The sequence below is a fragment of the Sporofaciens musculi genome (assembly GCF_009830285.1).
Taxonomy (GTDB): domain Bacteria; phylum Bacillota; class Clostridia; order Lachnospirales; family Lachnospiraceae; genus Sporofaciens; species Sporofaciens musculi.
In genome coordinates, this window is sequence record NZ_WUQX01000001.1 from 2,162,537 (window position 1) to 2,181,598 (window position 19,062).

Annotated in this window: 18 protein-coding genes; all 18 read left to right on the plus strand. The window is 40.3% G+C overall.

From position 1 onward, the window contains the following. Window position 1: 1 nt before the first annotated feature. The 18 genes from GN277_RS10785 to GN277_RS10870 are packed head-to-tail and all read left to right on the plus strand — an operon-like array spanning window position 2 to window position 19,041. A complete protein-coding gene (locus GN277_RS10785) occupies window positions 2-1,450 on the plus strand; it encodes a glycosyltransferase (protein ID WP_159751035.1) in 1,449 nt (482 codons plus the stop codon). Window positions 1,451-1,470: 20 nt separating this feature from the next. Further along, the gene (locus GN277_RS10790) at window positions 1,471-2,865 is read left to right on the plus strand and encodes a radical SAM/SPASM domain-containing protein (protein WP_159751036.1); all 1,395 of its coding nucleotides are present in this window, start codon (window positions 1,471-1,473) and stop codon (window positions 2,863-2,865) included. Further along, the gene (locus tag GN277_RS10795) at window positions 2,858-4,102 is read left to right on the plus strand and encodes a LicD family protein (RefSeq protein WP_159751037.1); all 1,245 of its coding nucleotides are present in this window, start codon (window positions 2,858-2,860) and stop codon (window positions 4,100-4,102) included. The genes GN277_RS10790 and GN277_RS10795 overlap by 8 nt, the downstream gene beginning before the upstream one ends. 15 nt (window positions 4,103-4,117) lie before the next feature. After that, window positions 4,118-5,152, plus strand: coding sequence for a beta/alpha barrel domain-containing protein (locus GN277_RS10800; protein WP_159751038.1), 1,035 nt, complete (start codon window positions 4,118-4,120; stop codon window positions 5,150-5,152). Continuing rightward, window positions 5,149-5,997: a transketolase gene (locus tag GN277_RS10805; protein ID WP_159751039.1), complete on the plus strand. Its 849-nt coding sequence runs from the start codon at window positions 5,149-5,151 to the stop codon at window positions 5,995-5,997. The genes GN277_RS10800 and GN277_RS10805 overlap by 4 nt, the downstream gene beginning before the upstream one ends. A 2-nt stretch (window positions 5,998-5,999) precedes the next feature. Continuing rightward, window positions 6,000-6,974 (plus strand): transketolase family protein, encoded by a 975-nt coding sequence (locus tag GN277_RS10810; RefSeq protein WP_159751040.1) that lies wholly within the window; start codon window positions 6,000-6,002, stop codon window positions 6,972-6,974. A 4-nt stretch (window positions 6,975-6,978) separates the two neighbouring features. Then, window positions 6,979-7,716 carry an SDR family NAD(P)-dependent oxidoreductase gene (locus GN277_RS10815; RefSeq protein WP_159751041.1) on the plus strand — a complete coding sequence of 246 codons (738 nt, stop codon included), beginning with the start codon at window positions 6,979-6,981 and terminating at the stop codon, window positions 7,714-7,716. Further along, window positions 7,716-9,026 carry a nucleoside-diphosphate sugar epimerase/dehydratase gene (locus GN277_RS10820; protein WP_159751042.1) on the plus strand — a complete coding sequence of 437 codons (1,311 nt, stop codon included), beginning with the start codon at window positions 7,716-7,718 and terminating at the stop codon, window positions 9,024-9,026. The genes GN277_RS10815 and GN277_RS10820 overlap by 1 nt, the downstream gene beginning before the upstream one ends. A gap of 1 nt (window position 9,027) precedes the next feature. Beyond that, window positions 9,028-10,263, plus strand: a complete 1,236-nt coding sequence (locus GN277_RS10825; RefSeq protein ID WP_159751043.1) for a hypothetical protein — start codon at window positions 9,028-9,030, stop codon at window positions 10,261-10,263. Between the two features lie 26 nt (window positions 10,264-10,289). Further along, complete coding sequence (gene rfbH / locus GN277_RS10830; RefSeq protein WP_159751044.1) at window positions 10,290-11,633, plus strand: lipopolysaccharide biosynthesis protein RfbH; 1,344 nt, start codon at window positions 10,290-10,292, stop codon at window positions 11,631-11,633. After that, window positions 11,626-12,420: a thiamine pyrophosphate-dependent enzyme gene (locus GN277_RS10835; protein WP_159751045.1), complete on the plus strand. Its 795-nt coding sequence runs from the start codon at window positions 11,626-11,628 to the stop codon at window positions 12,418-12,420. Before rfbH ends, GN277_RS10835 begins: the two co-directional genes overlap by 8 nt. Next, window positions 12,417-13,298, plus strand: a complete 882-nt coding sequence (locus GN277_RS10840; RefSeq protein WP_159751046.1) for a transketolase family protein — start codon at window positions 12,417-12,419, stop codon at window positions 13,296-13,298. The genes GN277_RS10835 and GN277_RS10840 overlap by 4 nt, the downstream gene beginning before the upstream one ends. 6 nt (window positions 13,299-13,304) lie before the next feature. After that, a complete protein-coding gene (locus GN277_RS10845) occupies window positions 13,305-15,647 on the plus strand; it encodes a PEP/pyruvate-binding domain-containing protein (protein WP_159751047.1) in 2,343 nt (780 codons plus the stop codon). A gap of 14 nt (window positions 15,648-15,661) precedes the next feature. Beyond that, window positions 15,662-16,195 (plus strand): adenylyl-sulfate kinase, encoded by a 534-nt coding sequence (gene cysC / locus GN277_RS10850; protein ID WP_159751048.1) that lies wholly within the window; start codon window positions 15,662-15,664, stop codon window positions 16,193-16,195. Beyond that, window positions 16,185-16,757, plus strand: coding sequence for a hypothetical protein (locus GN277_RS10855; RefSeq protein ID WP_159751049.1), 573 nt, complete (start codon window positions 16,185-16,187; stop codon window positions 16,755-16,757). Before cysC ends, GN277_RS10855 begins: the two co-directional genes overlap by 11 nt. Window position 16,758: 1 nt before the next feature. Then, window positions 16,759-17,481, plus strand: a complete 723-nt coding sequence (locus GN277_RS10860; protein WP_159751050.1) for a formyltransferase family protein — start codon at window positions 16,759-16,761, stop codon at window positions 17,479-17,481. Continuing rightward, the gene (locus GN277_RS10865) at window positions 17,478-18,095 is read left to right on the plus strand and encodes a gamma-glutamyl-gamma-aminobutyrate hydrolase family protein (RefSeq protein WP_159751051.1); all 618 of its coding nucleotides are present in this window, start codon (window positions 17,478-17,480) and stop codon (window positions 18,093-18,095) included. The genes GN277_RS10860 and GN277_RS10865 overlap by 4 nt, the downstream gene beginning before the upstream one ends. Next, window positions 18,088-19,041: a hypothetical protein gene (locus tag GN277_RS10870; RefSeq protein WP_159751052.1), complete on the plus strand. Its 954-nt coding sequence runs from the start codon at window positions 18,088-18,090 to the stop codon at window positions 19,039-19,041. The genes GN277_RS10865 and GN277_RS10870 overlap by 8 nt, the downstream gene beginning before the upstream one ends. Window positions 19,042-19,062: the final 21 nt, after the last annotated feature.

Consider the following 19,062-nt stretch of genomic DNA (forward strand, 5'->3'; position numbering starts at 1 on the left):
GGTGAAAAGAAGATATAAAATTGATTATAACCAAAAAGTAGACTGCTTTGCGCAGTTGAATCATATTAAGACAGATTTGATATACGGAGACTTATCATTTGTAACCAAACCTTTTATCAGTTATGTGATTCCAGTATATAGAAGGGCAGATTTGCTTGAAAAAACTTTGGAGAGCGTATTACAGCAAAAAAAAGTTGATTTTGAGTGGGATATTGTAGTGGTTGATAATGAGTCTGGCGGGGAAAATGATACAGAGAAATTAATACGTAAGCTTAAGAACGCAAGGATTTTATATTATAGAAACCAAGAAAATATAGGTGTGGATGGAAATTATAATCGTTGTATTGAAACGGCGCGGGGAAAATGGATTGCAATGCTGCATGGTGATGATTTGATTATGAACGACCATTTATATGAAATGGGAAAGCTGATTCGTTCAAAAGACGTCAGAAAAAAACGATACCCGCTGGCTTACATTTGTCAGAGATATTTAGAATTTTCGGATGAGGAAGAAGTACAGCTTGACAGAGCGCTTGCAGCACAGACGAACAAAAAGTTGGGCGTCATATTTCTCAAAGATGGCAAGAGAAAGAAGTTAATGAGAGAAAGCCAGAGGAAAGGAATTTTGACAGGTTTTTTTGGGGCGGTTCCTTCTTTTGGAACAATCATGAACAGGAAAATAATGATACAAGAGGGAGGCTTCAACAAGGACCTGGGAATATGCGAGGATATTATTACACCTTATAAGCTGGCCGGAAAATACGGGGTATATATGGCGCCCAAAATAATGGGATATTACAGATTTCAGAACAATGAATCTATGAAGAAAGCTACGGTTTTAAAAATATACGCTGCAATGGTGGATTTTCGGGAATATATGTATAGCAAAAATATATGGGCAGGCATATGGGGAAAAATAGCAAGAGACCTTTTGAATAAAAATCTGCAAAATTATTGTGTTGGTCTTTCTCGATATAGTGATGAAAAGGTGAAGGAAAGGGAGCTTAATGCCATATATCAGCCTAAGAAGACTAGGGGGCTTAAGCTTTTAGCCTTTCGTGCTGTAATGGGATGTTTTAACATTGTACATCATTCTGGCGGATATTGCGAGATGATAGAAAATCTTGTGGAAATACAGGAAGAAAATATTAGAAATGCAGTAGATAAGGGAGAGAAGATTGTAATATATGGCGCAGGGGGAGTTTCAAAAGTAGTGATTCCATTACTGAAGAGTCGATATAAAAAAATACAAATCATAAGCTGCGTTGTGAGCAATCCCAAGGATGCCCACGGAAATATAAAGGGAATTCCCATTTGCTGTATAGATGATATAGAGAGTAAGAAGGACAGAATTACTGTTATTACGGCTACAGAGATATGGCAGTATCAATCAGAAATGAATGCCGTATTAAAAAGTAAGGGACTGAAATCGGTAATTAATTTACTTTAATGATTTGGAGGAGAAAAAGAATGCGATCATGTAGAAAATGTTTTGAATATGCATATGTGTTTGTCGGTGGGGATGTACGTATGTGTCCCTGGAATGGAATTGTTATAGGAAATCTCCGTGAGAATACACTGGAAGAGATTTGGAAAAGTCCCCAGGCAGAAGAAATTAGGCAGGCATTTCTAAGGGGAGAATTATTAGGATGCAGCGAGCGATATTGTCCGGACTGTATTAATAATAGTACCACTTTGGAAATCGAGCAGGAGGAGCTTAATAAGATGTATGAAGAAATGCCAAATCTTCCGGTTCAGATTAGCCTGGCATACGATGAAAGGTGTAATCATGCATGTCCGTCCTGCCGTCACGGTATCTTTTCACCTGATAAAGAGTATCTTAATCATCTTGAGGTCATAACAAAAAATATTGAGCCATATTTAAGTAATGTAAGGGGAATAGCAACGAACGGAATCGGAGAACTTTTTGTTGCTACGGAAATTGTAGATATGCTGTCACGTCTTAAGCCCAATAATCCCGAATTCTCAATTTTTATTGAAACGAATGGTGTACTGTTTAAAAATAATTGGGATAAGATAAAAAATCTTGCCGGAAAAAACATCACTGTTTCTGTCACACCAAATAGCTTCGACAGGGAGACATACAGATACTTGGCAGGGAAGGATGACTTGGAAAAGTTTGAAGAAAGCATGGCGTTTATTACCGAACTGAAACACCAGGGTGCGATATCAAGAATACGAATGATTATGGTAATTCAGGACAGTAATTTCAGGCAGATTCCTGAGTTTATTCAAAGATGTATTGAGTATGATGCTGATGATATTGTGTTAAGGCCCATCTTCCAATGGTTCGGTATGAATGAGGATGAGGTGTTATATAAAAATGTTCTGAATCCATGTCATCCATATTACCAGGAATACCTTGAGATCATCCAGCATCCATTGTGTAAGGATAAAAGAGTATTTAATTGGGGATTTGAAGAAAAGCAGGAGCCAATATCCTTCCCAACACTTGAGATGAAGCGGCAGGTAGAAGGCGACAAGACGTTTCTTACATACATAGACGGGCTACTTTGCAGGTTAGAGGAGGATATAGCAAAATACAAAGATAGAAAGCTTTATCTGTTTGGAGTTGGAAAAATTGGCAAAATCTTGTTAGAAAAGCTTACGTCGGGAGAGAAGGCGGTTCCTATAGCTGGGTTTGCTGTAAGCTGTAAGGAGGGTACTCCTAATTTTTATATGGGATATCCTGTTATGCAGTTTGATTGTATAGAAGACAGGAAAGAAAGTGTGTTTATACTTGCGACAACCAATCCAAATTTTGAACATGACATGATGGAGTTATTAAGGAAGGAGGGTGTTAATCAGTATATTTTAATCAATAAAGGTGAAGCGGATGCATAAGCGATTGATTATTTTTGGCGCAGGCAGAAACGGGGATGATGCATATCATTTTTTTGGCGGAGAAAATATTTTGTGCTTTGTGGATAATAATGAAAAAATGGTTGGCACGAAGCTCCATGACAAGAAGATTATTTCTTTTAACGAATTGAAGGAATTAAAAGAAAAATTAGAAGAGAAATTTGAACAAAGCTATGAAGTAATCGTTTCTGTTTCAAAAACAAGATGGGCTACATTGGCGATTGTCAATCAATTACAGGGGATAGGGATTGATGATTATAGCATTTATATGGATGTACGAAAAAGGTGGAAAACCGGAAGTACATTCATGCAAAGGGACCGCTTCAGATATCCTTATGAACAGGAAACCATACTTGAAATCTATCAGGTGCAGTTTGATTATCTGATGCGTCATACAGATGCCGCCCATCTTCTTCCGGCAACCGGCTCTCTTAGAGAAGCCCAATTAAATACGGCGGACAGAGCCAATGAGTTTTTTACATGGATACAAGAGTTAGAGATTGCGCCCTTTATGATTGCCGGTACTTTGTTAGGTGCCGTAAGGCACAAAGGCTTTATTCCTTGGGACGACGATTTGGATTTTGGGCTTATGTACGATGAATACATACGGCTTATACAATACATGGAAGAAAAGGGTAAGATCTTTTATCATCGTGGAAATAATATTTGGGAGACAAAAGAGGGAAATTGTTCTTGTCCCTTGGAGGTTCAATATGTTGCGGCATACGGACTTGGATATATGCAGATTTATCTGAATACTGGGGCGTCTCATGTGAAGGAGAATCCGTTTATTATGGATATTTTTCCTGTGTACTATTTTGAGAACGGATATACAAAGGAGAATTATGCAAGAGATTTAAAGAAATGGTATCGCAGGAGGGAGGAAAATTTCGATGAGGTTGATAAGCTGTATTTAAGGGAAATGACGTCGTCTGGAATTATATGCAATAAAAGCGAACGGGTTGGATTAGGGCATGATCTGACTAGTTTTTTGAAATCTCAGCATGATATCAATGGAAGAAAATTTGACACAAAGATTTGGAATGCAGAGGTTTTATTTCCTTTACAGAAGCTTTCCTTTGAAGGTTATGAGTGGTATGCCTCACAATGTACCGAAGCATGGCTAAAGGGGGAAGGGTATGGCGATATCATGAGGCTTCCGTCAAGAGTCGGAGTATATGTGCATGACAAGGATCGTGTGTTTTGGGACAAATATTAAGAGGAGATTTTATTCATGAACAATATCAGTGTACTGGACTGTACCTTGCGGGATGGCGGTTATGTGAATGACTGGCGTTTTGGGGAGAATGTTATAGAGGATATTTTACATAAACTTTGCAGAACCAATGTGGATATTTTGGAGATAGGTTTTTTGAGAAATGAGCCTTATAACCCTAATCGAGTTGTATTTCCTTCTATGGAGCAGGTTCAAAAACTCAGCGGTAAACTTAAACGAAAGGGAAGCAGACCCAAACTGGCGGTTATGGCGGAAATTGCCCATCCGATTCCTCTTGATATGATTGAACCCTCCGAAATGAATGATATTGACATTATCAGGGTGATTGTTTGGAAATCAAAGCATATCAACGGAAAGACGGTGGATGCCCTTCAGGACAGTTATGCATATTGCAAAGAAATTGTAAAAAAGGGCTATCAATTATGTATACAGCCAAATCGTACCGACCAGTATAGTGATACAGAATTTGAAGATATGGTGAAGATGTTTCGTGAATTGTCACCAATGGCAATCTATGTGGTGGATAGCTGGGGGACAATGTATTCCAATCAAGTACTTCACTATATGGATTTGGCTGACAATATATTGGAAAAAAATATTTCAATCGGATTCCATGGACATAATAATATGATGCAGGTATTTGGAACAGCAGAGAAAATAGTGGAACGCGGATATGACAGAAACATTATTTTGGATGCAAGCGTATATGGAATTGGCCGTGGAGCGGGGAATTTAAATCTTGAATTGATAACGAAATATCTGAATGAAATACATGGCAGTCAGTATCTGATTGATCCAATACTTGAAATTTATGACGACTATTTAAGAGATTTAAGAAAAAAATATGTATGGGGAAGCAGTATGCCCTTTACTGTGTCTGCGGCCTATGGAGCAAATCCCAATTACGCGTCATATTTTGCTCAGGTGCTTTCTGTGGTGCAGATGAAGAAAGCCTTCCAGAGTATGACAGAGTATGACAAGGTTCTGTATACATCAGAGCTGGCCCAAAGATATCAGAAGGAGATAGTATGAGCATTAAGGAAATTGAATTGTTCGCAAACGATATACGCAGGAACTTAGTATGGGCTATTGGGTCAAAGGGAGGCGGACATATAGGAGGGTGCCTTTCGATTTGCGATTTGATAGCGGTTCTTTATGGAGAAGTAATGAATTATGACCCCAATACTCCCAACTGGCAGGAAAGAGATTATCTTGTGTGCTCAAAAGGACATGCCGCGCCTGCCCTTTATGCTGCGCTGGCGCTAAAAGGCTTTTTCCCGATGGAATGGCTAAAAGAGCTCAACAGGGCCGGTACTAATCTGCCAGGTCACAGCGACCGAAAAGTACCGGGCATTGACGCCACAACAGGTTCTTTGGGACAGGGATTATCTATTGCATGCGGAATTGCCCATGGTTTAAAAGTGCAGGGGAAGAATCAATACGTGTTTTGTATTACCGGGGACGGAGAGAACGACGAGGGCCAAATCTGGGAAGCGGCTGCTTATGCTTCACACTATCATTTGGAGAATCTGATTATGTTTCTTGACTGGAATAAAAAGCAGATTGACGGTTGGAACAAAGAGGTAATGCAGTTAGGCGACCTGGCAGAAAAATACCGTGCATTTGGCTGGAACAGTTCTGTTATAAACGGTCAGGACATAGCAGAAATCCGTCAAAGCATACATAAGGCGGTTGATATAAGAAACGGACATCCTACCATGATTTTGCTGGATACAGTAAAGGGAGCGGGTATTTCTTGTATTGAAAAAATAGAAAATAATCACTGTATCGGTGTGCCGGACAGTTTGGTGAAGGAAAGCCTTGAAGAATTGGAAGCAATACGGATGCAATTAAAAATAAGATATGGAGAGTCTTAATTATGGAACGGATTATATATACCGGAGGGAAGCCGGAAAAAGAGATATTTGAAGTTTTTTCGGAGACAATGGAGGAATTGTTCCGGGAGGATTCATCTGTAGCTTATATTGATGCGGATCTGATGGCATCTATGAGGACAAAAGATTTATGGGAGAAGTACCCTAAAAATGTGTTTAATACCGGAATACAGGAAGCCAATATGGTAGGTGTTGCAGGTGGAATGAATCTGGCTGGATTAAAGCCATATATTCATTCCTTTGCGCCTTTTGCAGTCAGGAGATGTTTTGACCAAATATATGTTACGGCAGGCTACGCACATAAAAGTGTGCGGATAATAGGAAGCGAGCCTGGAATTTGTGCAACAGATAACGGCGGGACGCATATGACTTTTGAAGATATGGCGCTCATTCGGACGATTCCTGAAGCATGCGTGATTGACGTAAGCGATGCAAAAATGTTTCGGCAATTATTGAAGAAGACAAAAGAGAGAAAAGGCGTTACTTATTTTAGAACGCCTAGAAGGGGGCTTTTGGATATTTATCCATCGGAGACGGTTTTTGAGGTAGGAAAAGGGAAGCTGCTTCGTGAAGGAAATGATGTAACCATTATATCCAGCGGTATTATGGTTTCAACTGCGCTGCAGGCAGCAAAAGCTTTACATGAAATGGGGCTTGAAGTAAACGTAGTGGATCCAGTAACAGTAAAACCATTAGATACAGAATTGATTGAAATGCTTGCAAGGAGGACAAAAGCAATCGTAACCGTAGAAAACCATAGCATAATCGGAGGGCTTGGAAGCGCTGTAGCAGAGATTTTGTCTGAAAGTTATCCTGTGCCCATTGAACGGGTGGGAGTCAAGGATCAATTTGGACAGGTTGGAAATGAAGAATTTTTGAGGGAACAGTATTCACTTACTATAGAAGAAATCATAGAGAGAGTAAAAAAGCTGCTTAATGGAAAGAACACAGGGAGGTAGACTGATGAATCGGCTGGATGGGAAGGTTGCGATTATTACGGGAGGCACTTCAGGAATGGGGGAAGCCAGCGCAAAGCGATTTGCAGAGGCAGGAGCTTATGTTGTGGTTGTTGGGCGTAATCGTGAAAGAGGAGAGAAGGTAGCAGAAGATATACGTAAAAACAAAGGGGCGTCGGTTTTCTTCCAGGCAGATGTGGCAGATGAGAAGGAAGTAAAGGCTTTGATAGCCCAGGTGGATAAAAAATATCATAAGATTGATATCCTGTTTAATAATGCGGGAATCTTTCCGGTAACCGCTTCCTTGGAGGATATGGAAATGTCGGATTGGGATAAGATCATGAATATCAATGCCTCCGGCGTCGTACATATGACCAAACATGCGATGCCCTATTTACAGGAAAGCCATGGAGTCATTTTGAATAACGCTTCTGTGGCAGGAATGCATTCATTTGCAAGTGGAAAGACCTATGCATACAGCGCCTCTAAAGCTGCGGTGATACAATTTACGAGAATGATAGCTAAGGTGTACGGAGAGAAAGTACGTGCAAACTGTATATGTCCGGGAGTGATTGACACGCCGATTTTTGTAAACAGAGATTTCTCCAGATATTTCGATAGTATTCCCATGGGCCGGGTAGGAACTTCAAAAGAGGTTGCAAAGGTGGCCAATTTTCTTGTTTCTGATGATGCCGGGTATATTAATGGGGCTGTGTTGACGGTTGACGGAGGAATGTCTGTCTGATGAATATTCTGATGTGTATTCCCACAAGAAACAGGGCAGAAATGGTGAAAGAAGTGCTTGAATATGAAATGGAATATTATAAGCACTGCGGGGTTAGCCTTTGTTACTATGATTCCAGTGACGGAGAGGAAACCTGGAAGGTAATAGAGGAAATAAACAGCAAATATTCCGCGGATATTCAATACCGTAGAAGTGATCCGGCCTTGTGTTTGGATTATAAGCTGATAGAGATTCTTAAAGATATGGAAAAGGAAGACTATGATTATCTATGGCTGATAAACGACTCTATATCCATAAAAGAAGAAATGCTTGAGTATGTCAGTGGAATATCGGAGGGTGGATATGATTTGATAAGGCTTCCGCTGGCTGGTAAAGGGGCGGCGGAAGATGTTGTAACGACAGATCCCAACGAGTGGTTCCACGAGTGTTCCCAGGGAATGGCCCATATGGCTTCAACGGTTATGAACTTTTCACTTCTTAGGCAAGCCCGCCATGATTGGGATTGGCTGAGAGAAAAATATGTAGGAAATAATGAGCTGGATGATAATCACGGATATTTTTTTATGGTAGCGTTTTATCTGGAGCAAATTCTAAAATTGGAGCATTTCACAGGAATATTTATTGGAAATCGGATAAAATGGCGAAGAGACAGTCCGCTGAAAAAAAGGCAGATATACTGGAGAGATTATGTGTTTCAAGCGTGGGCAAGAAGTTATCCGGAGACAATATTGAAGCTTCCAAAGTGTTATACAGATAAGGAGGATGTAATAAGGAAATCTGACAATCTTTCGCCGGGAAGATTTTCAAGATCTATGTTAATCCATTACAGACTAAGTGGTTTATATAGTTATTCTGTATACAAAAAGTATAGAAAATATTTCAAATATATTACGAGAGAAGCTTTAAAAAGCTGTTTTGTCCTTGCAGTACTGCCGCAGGCTTTTCTGAGGTGGAAATATGCAAATTTGCTGGCAGTAGAGGAGGAGTGGCAGGAAAATCTGAACCGAATTGAGGAACAGATCAAAGGAAAAAAGATTTTAATTTATGGAGCCGGTCTCTATGGAGAGAAAGTGATACAAAAATTAAAGTCAGATGGATATGGGAATCAGATGATCGGCGTTGCAGTAACAGAAACAAAAGGGAATGTTTCAGAGCTTGAGAAAATCCCAGTTCATGATATTGATTACTTTGTACGGGAAAAAGAAGAAATATTCACCATTGTATGCGCGCTTCCAGCGGCGGCAGATGAGATGAAAAAAGAATTGAAGAAAAGAAAATTTAAGTATTCTGTTACTTTATTTGGAGTGTAGCATGAAACATTATAAATATTGGTTTTTAGAGTGGATTTTGGATGAAAAGGCACAAAAAGCGTACTTTTGCGGAGCGAATTTGAACATGCTCTATCAATATGACTTGGAAAAGAACAGTGTCAAATCGTTAGGGGCGTTTCCCCATATGCCCGTATCTAACCAGTTGTTTCGCGGAGGCGTGATCTATCAGAATAAACTTTATTTTCCGCCAAGAATGGCAGCAAGAATGGGAATCTATGATATAGAAAAAAAGGAGTTTCGGACAAAAGATATTTATGCAGAAATAGCAGGAGAAAAAGAGAGGTTTACACCAAATGATACAGGCTTCATATCTGTAAAATATCAAGAGAAGAAAGCTTTTTTTGTTTATCGAAGTACACCGTTTTGCGTGGTGATGGATTTAGAGCATGAGAGTATTTCTTACATTACATGTAAAGAAACAGGGGATGTTTCTTTTCTTGGAATGGATTATTGCATTTTTGGAGATTTCCTCATTTCACCGATTATTAACCGAAACAAAATACTGTTTCTGAATATGAAGGAGGAGACAATAGAAATCAGAGATTTGCCAATCAATTCAGATGATTCTTGCTGTTCTTTTGATTTAGACGACGATGGCAGACTCTATTTGCTGACCTGCAAAGAGCCTTTTGTGTTAAGTTGGAATCCGTGGACAAATGAGGCGATAAACGAAACGCAACTTCCATTGGAGTCGATTACATATGAACAAGGGTATTGGATTAGAAAATCAGGGAATAGCATTCATATTTTTCCGGGATTAGATACCCAGGGAAAAAATGGTAGAGCATTTTGGGTGGATTTATTGACAGGGCAGGTTAAGGAGATATCAATATTTGAGAAGTATAAGAAATACATTAAATGGAGTTTGATTTCACAAAACGGAAAGCATGTTTATGCAATGGTATCGTCAGGACAGGATATTTTTTTCTCTGACGAGCTTATATTTGTCGAATATGATTGGATGCATAACCGTATTTCTGAGAGAGAACTGCCGCTGCCCCAAGATACTTCAGAACAAAAGATGGCACAGAGCATAATGAGCTATCAGGAATTGGTCCGGTTTCGATATGTGATAGATTATGTTTTGATTTATACAGAAAATGAATATCTCCCATTGTCAGGCTGGTTGAATGGATTTAAAAGCTTTGACGCGAATAACAGTGATATAAAAGAAATATCTGGTATCGGGGAAAAAATATATATGAGTTTTTTATAAACTGATAAAGAGGAGAGAATACGAAAATGTTTGAGAATATGTTGGAAGAAGCAGCCAGAGAGCAGATTGTCAGGTATGTGAGGGAATATTGCGATACATTTCACGGTGTAAAAAAGGAATTTCATCCGGGAGAGAAGCTTCCTTATGCATCAAGAGTATATGATCATGAGGAAATGTGTAATCTTGTGGATTCTGCGCTGGAATTTTGGCTGACATCCGGGAGATACACAAAGAAATTTGAAGCTGATTTTTCTAAGTATCTGGGAGTAAGATATTGTTCTTTGGTAAATTCAGGGTCGTCTGCCAATCTTTTGGCATTTATGGCGCTTACGTCGCCCTTATTGGGAGAACGCCAGGTATTGCCGGGAGATGAGATGATTACTGTGGCGGCAGGATTTCCCACTACAGTTACGCCTGCTATTCAATACGGAGTTGTGCCGGTTTTCATTGACGTCACCATGCCCCAATATAATTTGGATGTGGAGCAATTAGAGAATGCCTTGTCCCATAAAACGAAACTCGTGATGGCGGCCCATACGCTGGGGAATCCCTTTGATTTAAAAGCAGTAAAGGAATTTTGTGACAGGCATCATTTGTGGCTGATTGAGGATAACTGTGACGCATTGGGCTCTACATATGAGATGGACGGCAAGGTATATCTGACAGGAACGATAGGGGATATTGGGACATCTTCCTTTTATCCGCCTCATCACATGACCATGGGAGAAGGGGGCGCAGTCTATACCAACAATCCTCTCTTGAATAAATGTATTCGTTCATTTCGTGATTGGGGACGCGACTGCGTATGTGACTCTGGTGAGGACAATCGCTGCGGACGCCGTTTTCAGGGGGTATATGGAGAATTGCCGGAAGGATATGATCACAAATATGTGTATTCTCACTTTGGATATAATCTGAAAGCTACAGATATGCAGGCAGCGATAGGGGTTGCTCAACTAAAGAAATTTCCCTTATTCGTAAAACGAAGAAAACATAATTTTATGCGTTTATGGAATCATTTGTCAGATTGTACAAAAGAGTTGCTTCTGCCTGAAAAGTGTCCAAATTCTGATCCTAGTTGGTTTGGTTTTTTGCTGACCTGCAAGGAAAATACGGATAGAAAACATGTTGTCTCTTATATTGAAGAACATGGCATTCAGACGAGAATGCTTTTTGCAGGAAATCTGACCAGACACCCCTGTTTTAATCAGATGAGGCAAACCGGACGAGGATATCGCATCTCAGGAGATCTAAAAACGACGGATCGCATCATGAGAGATTCTTTCTGGGTTGGAGTATATCCAGGAATGACAGACGAAATGTTAGATTATATGGCAAAGACGATTAGGGAGGCTGTTAGACATGAATGATATTTCCAGAAAACTCCGTAAGGAGGCGTTGTATCTTTCACATCAATGCCAAGACGGAAATCTCCAAAGCGTTTTTTCATGTTTAGATATTATATGGACGCTGTACGATAAAGTTATGAATTGGGAGCCGACGAGGGCGGAAGATCCGGACAGGGATTTTTTTATTATCAGTAAAGGACAGGCGACGCTGGCTTTATATCCGGTTCTGATTGAAAAAGGTTTTTTTGATATGGACGAGCTCGGCAAAGAGATCGGAGCGTTTCACAGCCGCTATTGCATCCAGACAGACCTTACGAAATTTGACGGAGGCATTGAGAATAACGCAGGCTCATTGGGACATGGACTTCCTTTTGCAGTAGGGATTGCCAATGCAAATAAGATAAAAAAATCCCCTTCCCAGGTTTATGTATTATGCGGGGACGGTGAGTTTTGCGAAGGGACTATGTGGGAAGCGTGTATTCTTGCAAGCACCCATCAGTTGGACAATTTGTGCGTCATAATTGACGACAACGCTTCTGTGGGGGCAATGGTCAATATGCAAAATATGGACCAGAGACTTAAAGCCTTTGGATTTGATACGATGGCCGTCAACGGGCATGACCACAAGGAGCTTAAGGAAGTATTTTTAAAGCTTAGGGGAATGAAAAACAAAAGACCGAAAGCAGTAATAGCAAAAACTGTTCGAGGATATGGAAGTGATACGATGACACAGCATGATATATGGTTTCATAAAGCCCCGAATGCTGAGGAGTTAGAAATGCTTCAGAAGGAGGTAGACAGCTTTTGAGAAGAACATTTTTGAAGCGTGTTGGAGAAATGATACGAAACGAAGAGGATACCGTATTTTATACGGTGGATATGGGAATGTGGGCTTTAAGGGAAGAATTAAAAGATTTTCCAGAACGTTGTAAAAATATTGGTATATTTGAAGACGGAATGTTAAGTATGGTCGCGGGCATGAGTAAAAGAGGTATTGTTGCAACCATATTTGGTATTCAGCCATATCTGATTGACCGTACTTTGGAGCAGATTAAGATGGATTTTGCCTACCAGAAGCTAGGCGTCAATATCGTTGGGACAGGCGCTGCGGTTGATTATTCCAAATATGGATATTCCCATTATTGCCCGGAGGATGTTCAACTGGTGAAGATGATACCAGGATGCGAGTTTGTGGCTCCTGGATCTGCAAAACAGTTTTTACAACTGTTTAACGCTGCTTATCGTGATGGAAAACCTACTTTTTATAGAATTTCTGATCATCCCAACAGTGTTTATGATCCAGATGTATGCTTTGGACAAGCAAAAGTTATGAAAGAAGGGAAAAAGGCTACGGTTATCGCTGTGTCTGTTATGCTGGATATGGTTATGAGTGTGTGCGCAGATCAGGATGTGACGGTTTTATACTATACAACCTTGGAGCCTTTTGACTATGAAACACTTTCTAAGCATTGTCCCAGTAAAAAGATATTGGTTGTGGAACCAGAGTATGAGGGAAGCCTGTTGTATGATATTCATCATGGAATGGGGAGCGTGCCGCTTCAGATAGATACAGTAGGCTTTCCCCATGAAATATTCAGGAATTACGGGACGTACCAGGAGAAAATGGAGTATTACAGATTGACAGAAAATAGTATCCGAACCAAATTGGATGATTTGATTAGGTGAAAAGAAATGATGAATCATACGAAAGCAGGAATGTTAAAGTATTTAAAAGAAAACTTATCATCCATAAATATTCTGCCCTTAATGGTCTTAAGGAGTAGAGATTTTCGGATGGAGGAGGAAAAGGCGGTTAATGCAATCCTTATGTTTGCAGAAAATTGTCCCTTAGCGATCCGTTCTTCCTCATCAATGGAGGATACCTGGGAATACTCCAATGCAGGAAAGTTTGAGTCTTTTTTAAATGTTTCCCCTACGCATAATGCGGTGAGGGAGGCAGTTGAAAAGGTATACCAGTCATATCAAACGGATGGGGACGAAGAAATCTTAATCCAGCCCATGCTGGAAAATGTAAAGAAATCGGGCGTAGCCTTCACTGTAGATATGAATACCTTTGCAGATTATTATACAGTGAATTTTTACGAGGGAGACGACTCTTCTGCAGTAACGTCTGGATATTCTAACGAATTAAAGACATTTGTGCAGTATAAATACAGTGAAAAGCCAATCAGGGATAGAGATATGAACAGCCTGATTACGGCCTGTCGGCAGATAGAAAAGTTTTTGAAAAACGATTCTCTTGACATTGAGTTTGCAGTCAATCGTGAAGGAAAGGTATTTATCTTTCAGGTAAGACCGATTGCAAAGGGAAATCGTGAAGTGGGCGAAAAGCTTGATTTAAAACCGGCGTTAAACAGGATATATAAAAAGGTAAAAAAACTTTCGGCTGTCCATCCCTTTTTGTTAGGCCGTACCACCTGCTTCGGTGTGATGCCTGACTGGAATCCTGCGGAAATTCTTGGAATCAGACCCAAAAAACTTGCGATTTCTTTATACAAGGAGTTGATTACGGATGATGTATGGGCCCATCAGCGCTACGATTACGGGTATAGGGATTTGACAATGCATCCCCTTATGATTTCATTTTGCGGCGTGCCTTATATTGACACGAGAATCACGTTTAATTCATTTATTCCAAAGAACCTGAATACAAAAATATCCGAGAAACTGGTCAATCATTACCTGAGTAAATTATCCAGATATCCCAAATACCACGACAAAATTGAGTTTGAAATTGTCTATTCCTGTTATTATCTTGGTTTACATGACAAACTAAAAGAACTGCTTGACTGTGGATTTAATGAAAATGAGATTACGAGAATTGAGTTTTCTCTTTTAGAGCTGACTAATCAGATCATAAATCCTGAAAAGGGCCTGTACAAAGAGGATATAGCAAAAATATCCCTTTTAGAAAAGAATTACAGCAAAATTGTTCAGTCTGATATTTCGATTATTGATAAGATATATTGGCTGATTGAGGAGTGCAAAGCGTATGGAACACTCCCCTTTGCGGGGGTGGCGCGGGCAGGATTTATTGCAGTGCAGTTCCTGAAATCCTTTGTCAATATAGGTATGATAGACAGAAAAGAATATGACGCCTATATGAATTCCCTTGATACAGTGAACAGAAAAATGAACAGGGATTTGAATAAATTATACAAGGGCGTTCTTACAAAGGAGGAGTTCCTTGAAACATACGGTCATATCCGGCCAGGTACATATGATATCTTATCGAAGCGGTATGATGAGGCGTTTGATGAATATTTTGATGGGAATAGTATGGAGGATCTTCCAAAACCTGAGGAGGTATTTTCATTTTCCAAAGAACAGATGGAGCGTATGCAGCTTGAACTTGAGGAAAATGGATTGGGGATAACTGCAAACGAGCTGATGGTGTTTATCAGGGAATCGATGGAAGGAAGAGAGTATTTAAAGTTCGTATTTACAAAGTCTGTCAGTAAGATATTACAGCTTATAGGAGAGCTTGGGGGCAGAGTCGGCATTTCTGAAAAGGATATGGCATATTTGGATATTTCGGTGGTTAAGAGGCTTTATGCGGATTTGTATACAGGCGATATCAAAACTGTATTTGAAGAAAATATTAGGGCTAATCGAGTACAATACCAGAATGCGATGCAGATTAAATTGCCAAGTATTATTGTAGCGCCGGAAGATATTTATTCCTTTTATTTACTTGGTGAGGAACCTAATTTTATTACACAAAAAAGTATCACGTCGGACCTTTTGGTGCTGGATAGCTCTGACGGGCAGGATTTAAAAGGGAAGATTGTGTTTATAAGGGCTGCTGATCCGGGATATGATTTTCTTTTTTCAAAAGGAATCGCCGGACTTGTTACCCAGTTTGGCGGCGCGAATTCCCATATGGCGGTGAGATGCGCCGAACTGGCAATTCCGGCAGTCATTGGAGTGGGCGAGCAGAACTATACGGAGTGGAGCAGGTATAAAAAAGTGACGATTGATTGTCTGAAAAAACAGGTCATAAAGATTAAGTAATAAGGAGTCACAGGATGCAGAACATATTTATGATGTATATGATTGGGCGAAGTGGAAGCGGTAAAACCACCATAGCAGGCGCGCTTGAGGAAAGGCTTGTACAGGAGGGAATAAAGAATCTGCAGGTGATCGACGGGGATGTGATTAGGAAGCAATTTGGAGGAATATTTGGATACACGAGAGAGGAACGGTTAAAATGCAATCAGGCGGTGAGGGTGGTGGTAAGCTACCTGCTGAAGCACCATATTTCCGTAATACTTGCCCAGGTGGCGCCTTATGAGGAAATAAGGAATTTGGTCAGAAGCCAGTTTGAAAACGAATATATAGAAGTATATATTAAATGTTCTTATGAAGAATGTGCCCGAAGGGATGTAAAGGGATATTATCAGAAACAGCAGAATGGGAAGATGGAGAATTTAAATGGTGCGGATGATATTTATGAGATACCGTTAAATAGCGATATTGTGATTGATACGGAAAAGGAATCCGTACATGAGGCAGTTGACCGGATTATGACATATTTGCAGGAGAAGGGTTATGGCGTATAAATACATCACGGAAAATAATCTGTATCATAAACAGTCCTATATGTACAGCGAATATGGAGGAATTGAATTTTTAAAAGAGTACGTGGCTTCAAGACGGGAATACCTGAATAGGTGGGAGAGGCAAAAGGACAGGGAAATTGAGTGTGTGAAGGAAGCGTCAGGGCTTCAAGATGCGGGACAAGATTTGCAGAATATAAGACAGGCTTTTATAGAGAATAGGCAGAATGGGAAGACGATAGATTCGGTGAAGGGATATACGAAAAGCTTTGAAGTGCGAAAACGAATTTACAGGGAATATGATAATAATTGGAAACCAACCGGAAATATGGAGTTTGAGGATTATGAGGCATATATCATATTTGCTGAATGTTTAGTGTTTACGTTCAGGTATACAAAGTGTTTGAAATATTTCAGTTGTCTGCTGAAGGTTGACGATACCCTTTTGTCTGTACAGGATAAGCTGGATATCAGGTTAAAGAAAGCCTTGTATAACATTATAAAAAGTGAGCTTGACATTTTTTATCAGTTGGCAGAAGAAAATGGAATTGGTTTGGAGGAATGACATGGTATTAAAAGACTTTGCGCTGCTTGCAGCAGATACGGCAAGAACAAAAGCCTATCTTCATGCAATGCTTCAAAGGAAGCTGCTGCCGGCAATGTGTATTGTGTATTCGGAAAATATTTCTAAGATGCAAAAAGATGCAAAGACGTACTTAAAATGTGGCGTTAAGGAGCAGTACTTTGACCTTCAAAGACCGGTGTTATCCTTCATACAGGAGGGGGATATTCCATATGTGTTAGTCGAGAATAAGGATATTAACTCGGAGGAGATTAAAAGCGTTATACAGAATTTGCAGCAAAAATACCTTATTTATTCGGGATATGGAGGATACATTTTAAGGCCTCATCTGTTTCAGTTCGGTAAAAAATATATCCATGTGCACGCTGGTCTTTTGCCAAAATATCGGGGAAGCACCACGGCTTATTATAGTTTTTTACAGGAAAGAAGCTTGGGCGCCACTGGAATCTTTTTAAGCGAGGGCATTGATGAGGGGGAGATGCTTGCCTGGGATACCTTTGAAGCGCCAAGGGCTTCTGTGGATATAGATTATATCTATGAGCCTTATATTCGCTCCAGAGTGCTGATAAAAGTGCTGGAAAAGTATCTTTCAGACGGTGAACTTACTGGCTGTGCACAGAGTATGGAGGGTGCGGAAACATATTTTATTATTCATCCGGTGCTTAAGCATATTGCGTTACTTGGAATGAAGAAGGAACAAGTATGAGAGCAGTCATATATACACAGAGGGTGGAAATCGTTGACGCTTATGAGGAGAGAAGGGATTGTGCGGATCAGAGAATCGCTGATTTTATCAGGGAATGTGGTTTTCTCCCTCTCCCCCTTCCAAATAAAAGGGAACTGGCAGCAGAGATGGTCAGCAGTATAAAGCCTGCAGGAATTATACTGACAGGCGGAAACAGTCTTGAGAAATATGGAGGAAACGCGCCGGAGCGTGACGGTATGGACCGGGCGCTGATTGAGCTTGGCATTAGGCGACGGATACCTCTTTACGGCTTCTGCAGGGGGATGCAGTCAATTCTGGATTATTTTGGAAACCAGCTTATGGAGGTGAAAGGCCATGTGGCAGTACGCCATTTGGTATATGAAGGAGAAAAGACATATGAAGTAAACAGTTATCATAATCAGGCATGCGTAGAATTAGAGAGGAGCTGTGGCTTGAGAAGCATGTCGCAGGCAGAGGACGGTGTCATTGAGGCAGTTTGTCACCAATGTTTGCCGATTGTTGGGACCATGTGGCATCCGGAGCGGGAAAAAGAGTTTGCGGCTCAGGATATAGGAAGGATAAAAGTATTATTCAGGGGGAGAAAGAATGGATAACAGGAAGTATTATGGATGTGAAACTCCGGAATCAGTAAGTTATTTGGAATTTGGTTCGGTTAATCTTGTAAAGGGCGAGAAGAAAATATGGAATTACTGGCAGGACCAGGATGCGTACGACCTGTATATGTTTGCAAGATATTCAAGGGATTTATTTGCATTCAGGAGGTTTTTTAAGGAGAAGGAAAAAACAGCGGAAAAGCTGAATGAGTATATATTGAAATCGGCACATAATAAACTTATGGATTATCTGTTTAAGTATGCAGGCATGCTTGCTGTAGAGGAAAAGGGGATGGTCTGTGAATGTGGGAGCTCCTTATACGGATGGATTGACGAGGCGTTGGCCTGCGACTATGTATATGCAAAGGGAGAAAACTTAAGTAAGATTAAGGGATTTCATTATATTGGAAGTGACATTTCAGAGCTGATGAATGAGGGAGCCGCAAATTTTCACAGTGATATTAAAATGGATTTTTCCACGCAGGATACGATTTTGGGAGTGGTAAAAGAGATAAAGAAAAATTATGGGAAAAAACTGGCGCTTTTTTATGGGCTGAGTGTAAGCGTGCGATATGCAGTGAGGGGTTCAGAAGACTTAATCGAGGCGGCAGAAGCGTCAGAGTTGTGTGTGTATAACAGATTAAGCATGACTTATGGGGAGGAAACGTTGGCGACAGTGTATGGAACAGGGAAAAGTGTTTATATTGTTTCACTGCCTAAACTGGTGAAGGGAATCGAAGAAAAAGGGCTTTACGCAAAATACTGCACAGCGAATATGCAGCATAATAAGGACGGGGAGGGCACAGTAAGGGCGTCGATTGGGATTGCAAAAAGCCAGGAGGTATTGGATGAATTTATAGCCCGGTATGAGTCGTGTATTGACAAAAGTATCCAGATCGAAGGTATTGAAAAGGGCCAGTGGAAGGAATTGAAGGAATTGCTTTAGGAAGGGTCACAGGGAGGAGAA

Coding starts and splice junctions, on each gene's coding strand:
- GN277_RS10790 (WP_159751036.1), top strand. CDS start 1,471: ATGCGATCATGTAGAAAATGTTTTGAATATGCATATGTGTTTGTCGGT.
- GN277_RS10795 (WP_159751037.1), top strand. CDS start 2,858: ATGCATAAGCGATTGATTATTTTTGGCGCAGGCAGAAACGGGGATGAT.
- GN277_RS10800 (WP_159751038.1), top strand. CDS start 4,118: ATGAACAATATCAGTGTACTGGACTGTACCTTGCGGGATGGCGGTTAT.
- GN277_RS10805 (WP_159751039.1), top strand. CDS start 5,149: ATGAGCATTAAGGAAATTGAATTGTTCGCAAACGATATACGCAGGAAC.
- GN277_RS10810 (WP_159751040.1), top strand. CDS start 6,000: ATGGAACGGATTATATATACCGGAGGGAAGCCGGAAAAAGAGATATTT.
- GN277_RS10815 (WP_159751041.1), top strand. CDS start 6,979: ATGAATCGGCTGGATGGGAAGGTTGCGATTATTACGGGAGGCACTTCA.
- GN277_RS10820 (WP_159751042.1), top strand. CDS start 7,716: ATGAATATTCTGATGTGTATTCCCACAAGAAACAGGGCAGAAATGGTG.
- GN277_RS10825 (WP_159751043.1), top strand. CDS start 9,028: ATGAAACATTATAAATATTGGTTTTTAGAGTGGATTTTGGATGAAAAG.
- rfbH (WP_159751044.1), top strand. CDS start 10,290: ATGTTTGAGAATATGTTGGAAGAAGCAGCCAGAGAGCAGATTGTCAGG.
- GN277_RS10835 (WP_159751045.1), top strand. CDS start 11,626: ATGAATGATATTTCCAGAAAACTCCGTAAGGAGGCGTTGTATCTTTCA.
- GN277_RS10845 (WP_159751047.1), top strand. CDS start 13,305: ATGATGAATCATACGAAAGCAGGAATGTTAAAGTATTTAAAAGAAAAC.
- cysC (WP_159751048.1), top strand. CDS start 15,662: ATGCAGAACATATTTATGATGTATATGATTGGGCGAAGTGGAAGCGGT.
- GN277_RS10855 (WP_159751049.1), top strand. CDS start 16,185: ATGGCGTATAAATACATCACGGAAAATAATCTGTATCATAAACAGTCC.
- GN277_RS10860 (WP_159751050.1), top strand. CDS start 16,759: ATGGTATTAAAAGACTTTGCGCTGCTTGCAGCAGATACGGCAAGAACA.
- GN277_RS10865 (WP_159751051.1), top strand. CDS start 17,478: ATGAGAGCAGTCATATATACACAGAGGGTGGAAATCGTTGACGCTTAT.
- GN277_RS10870 (WP_159751052.1), top strand. CDS start 18,088: ATGGATAACAGGAAGTATTATGGATGTGAAACTCCGGAATCAGTAAGT.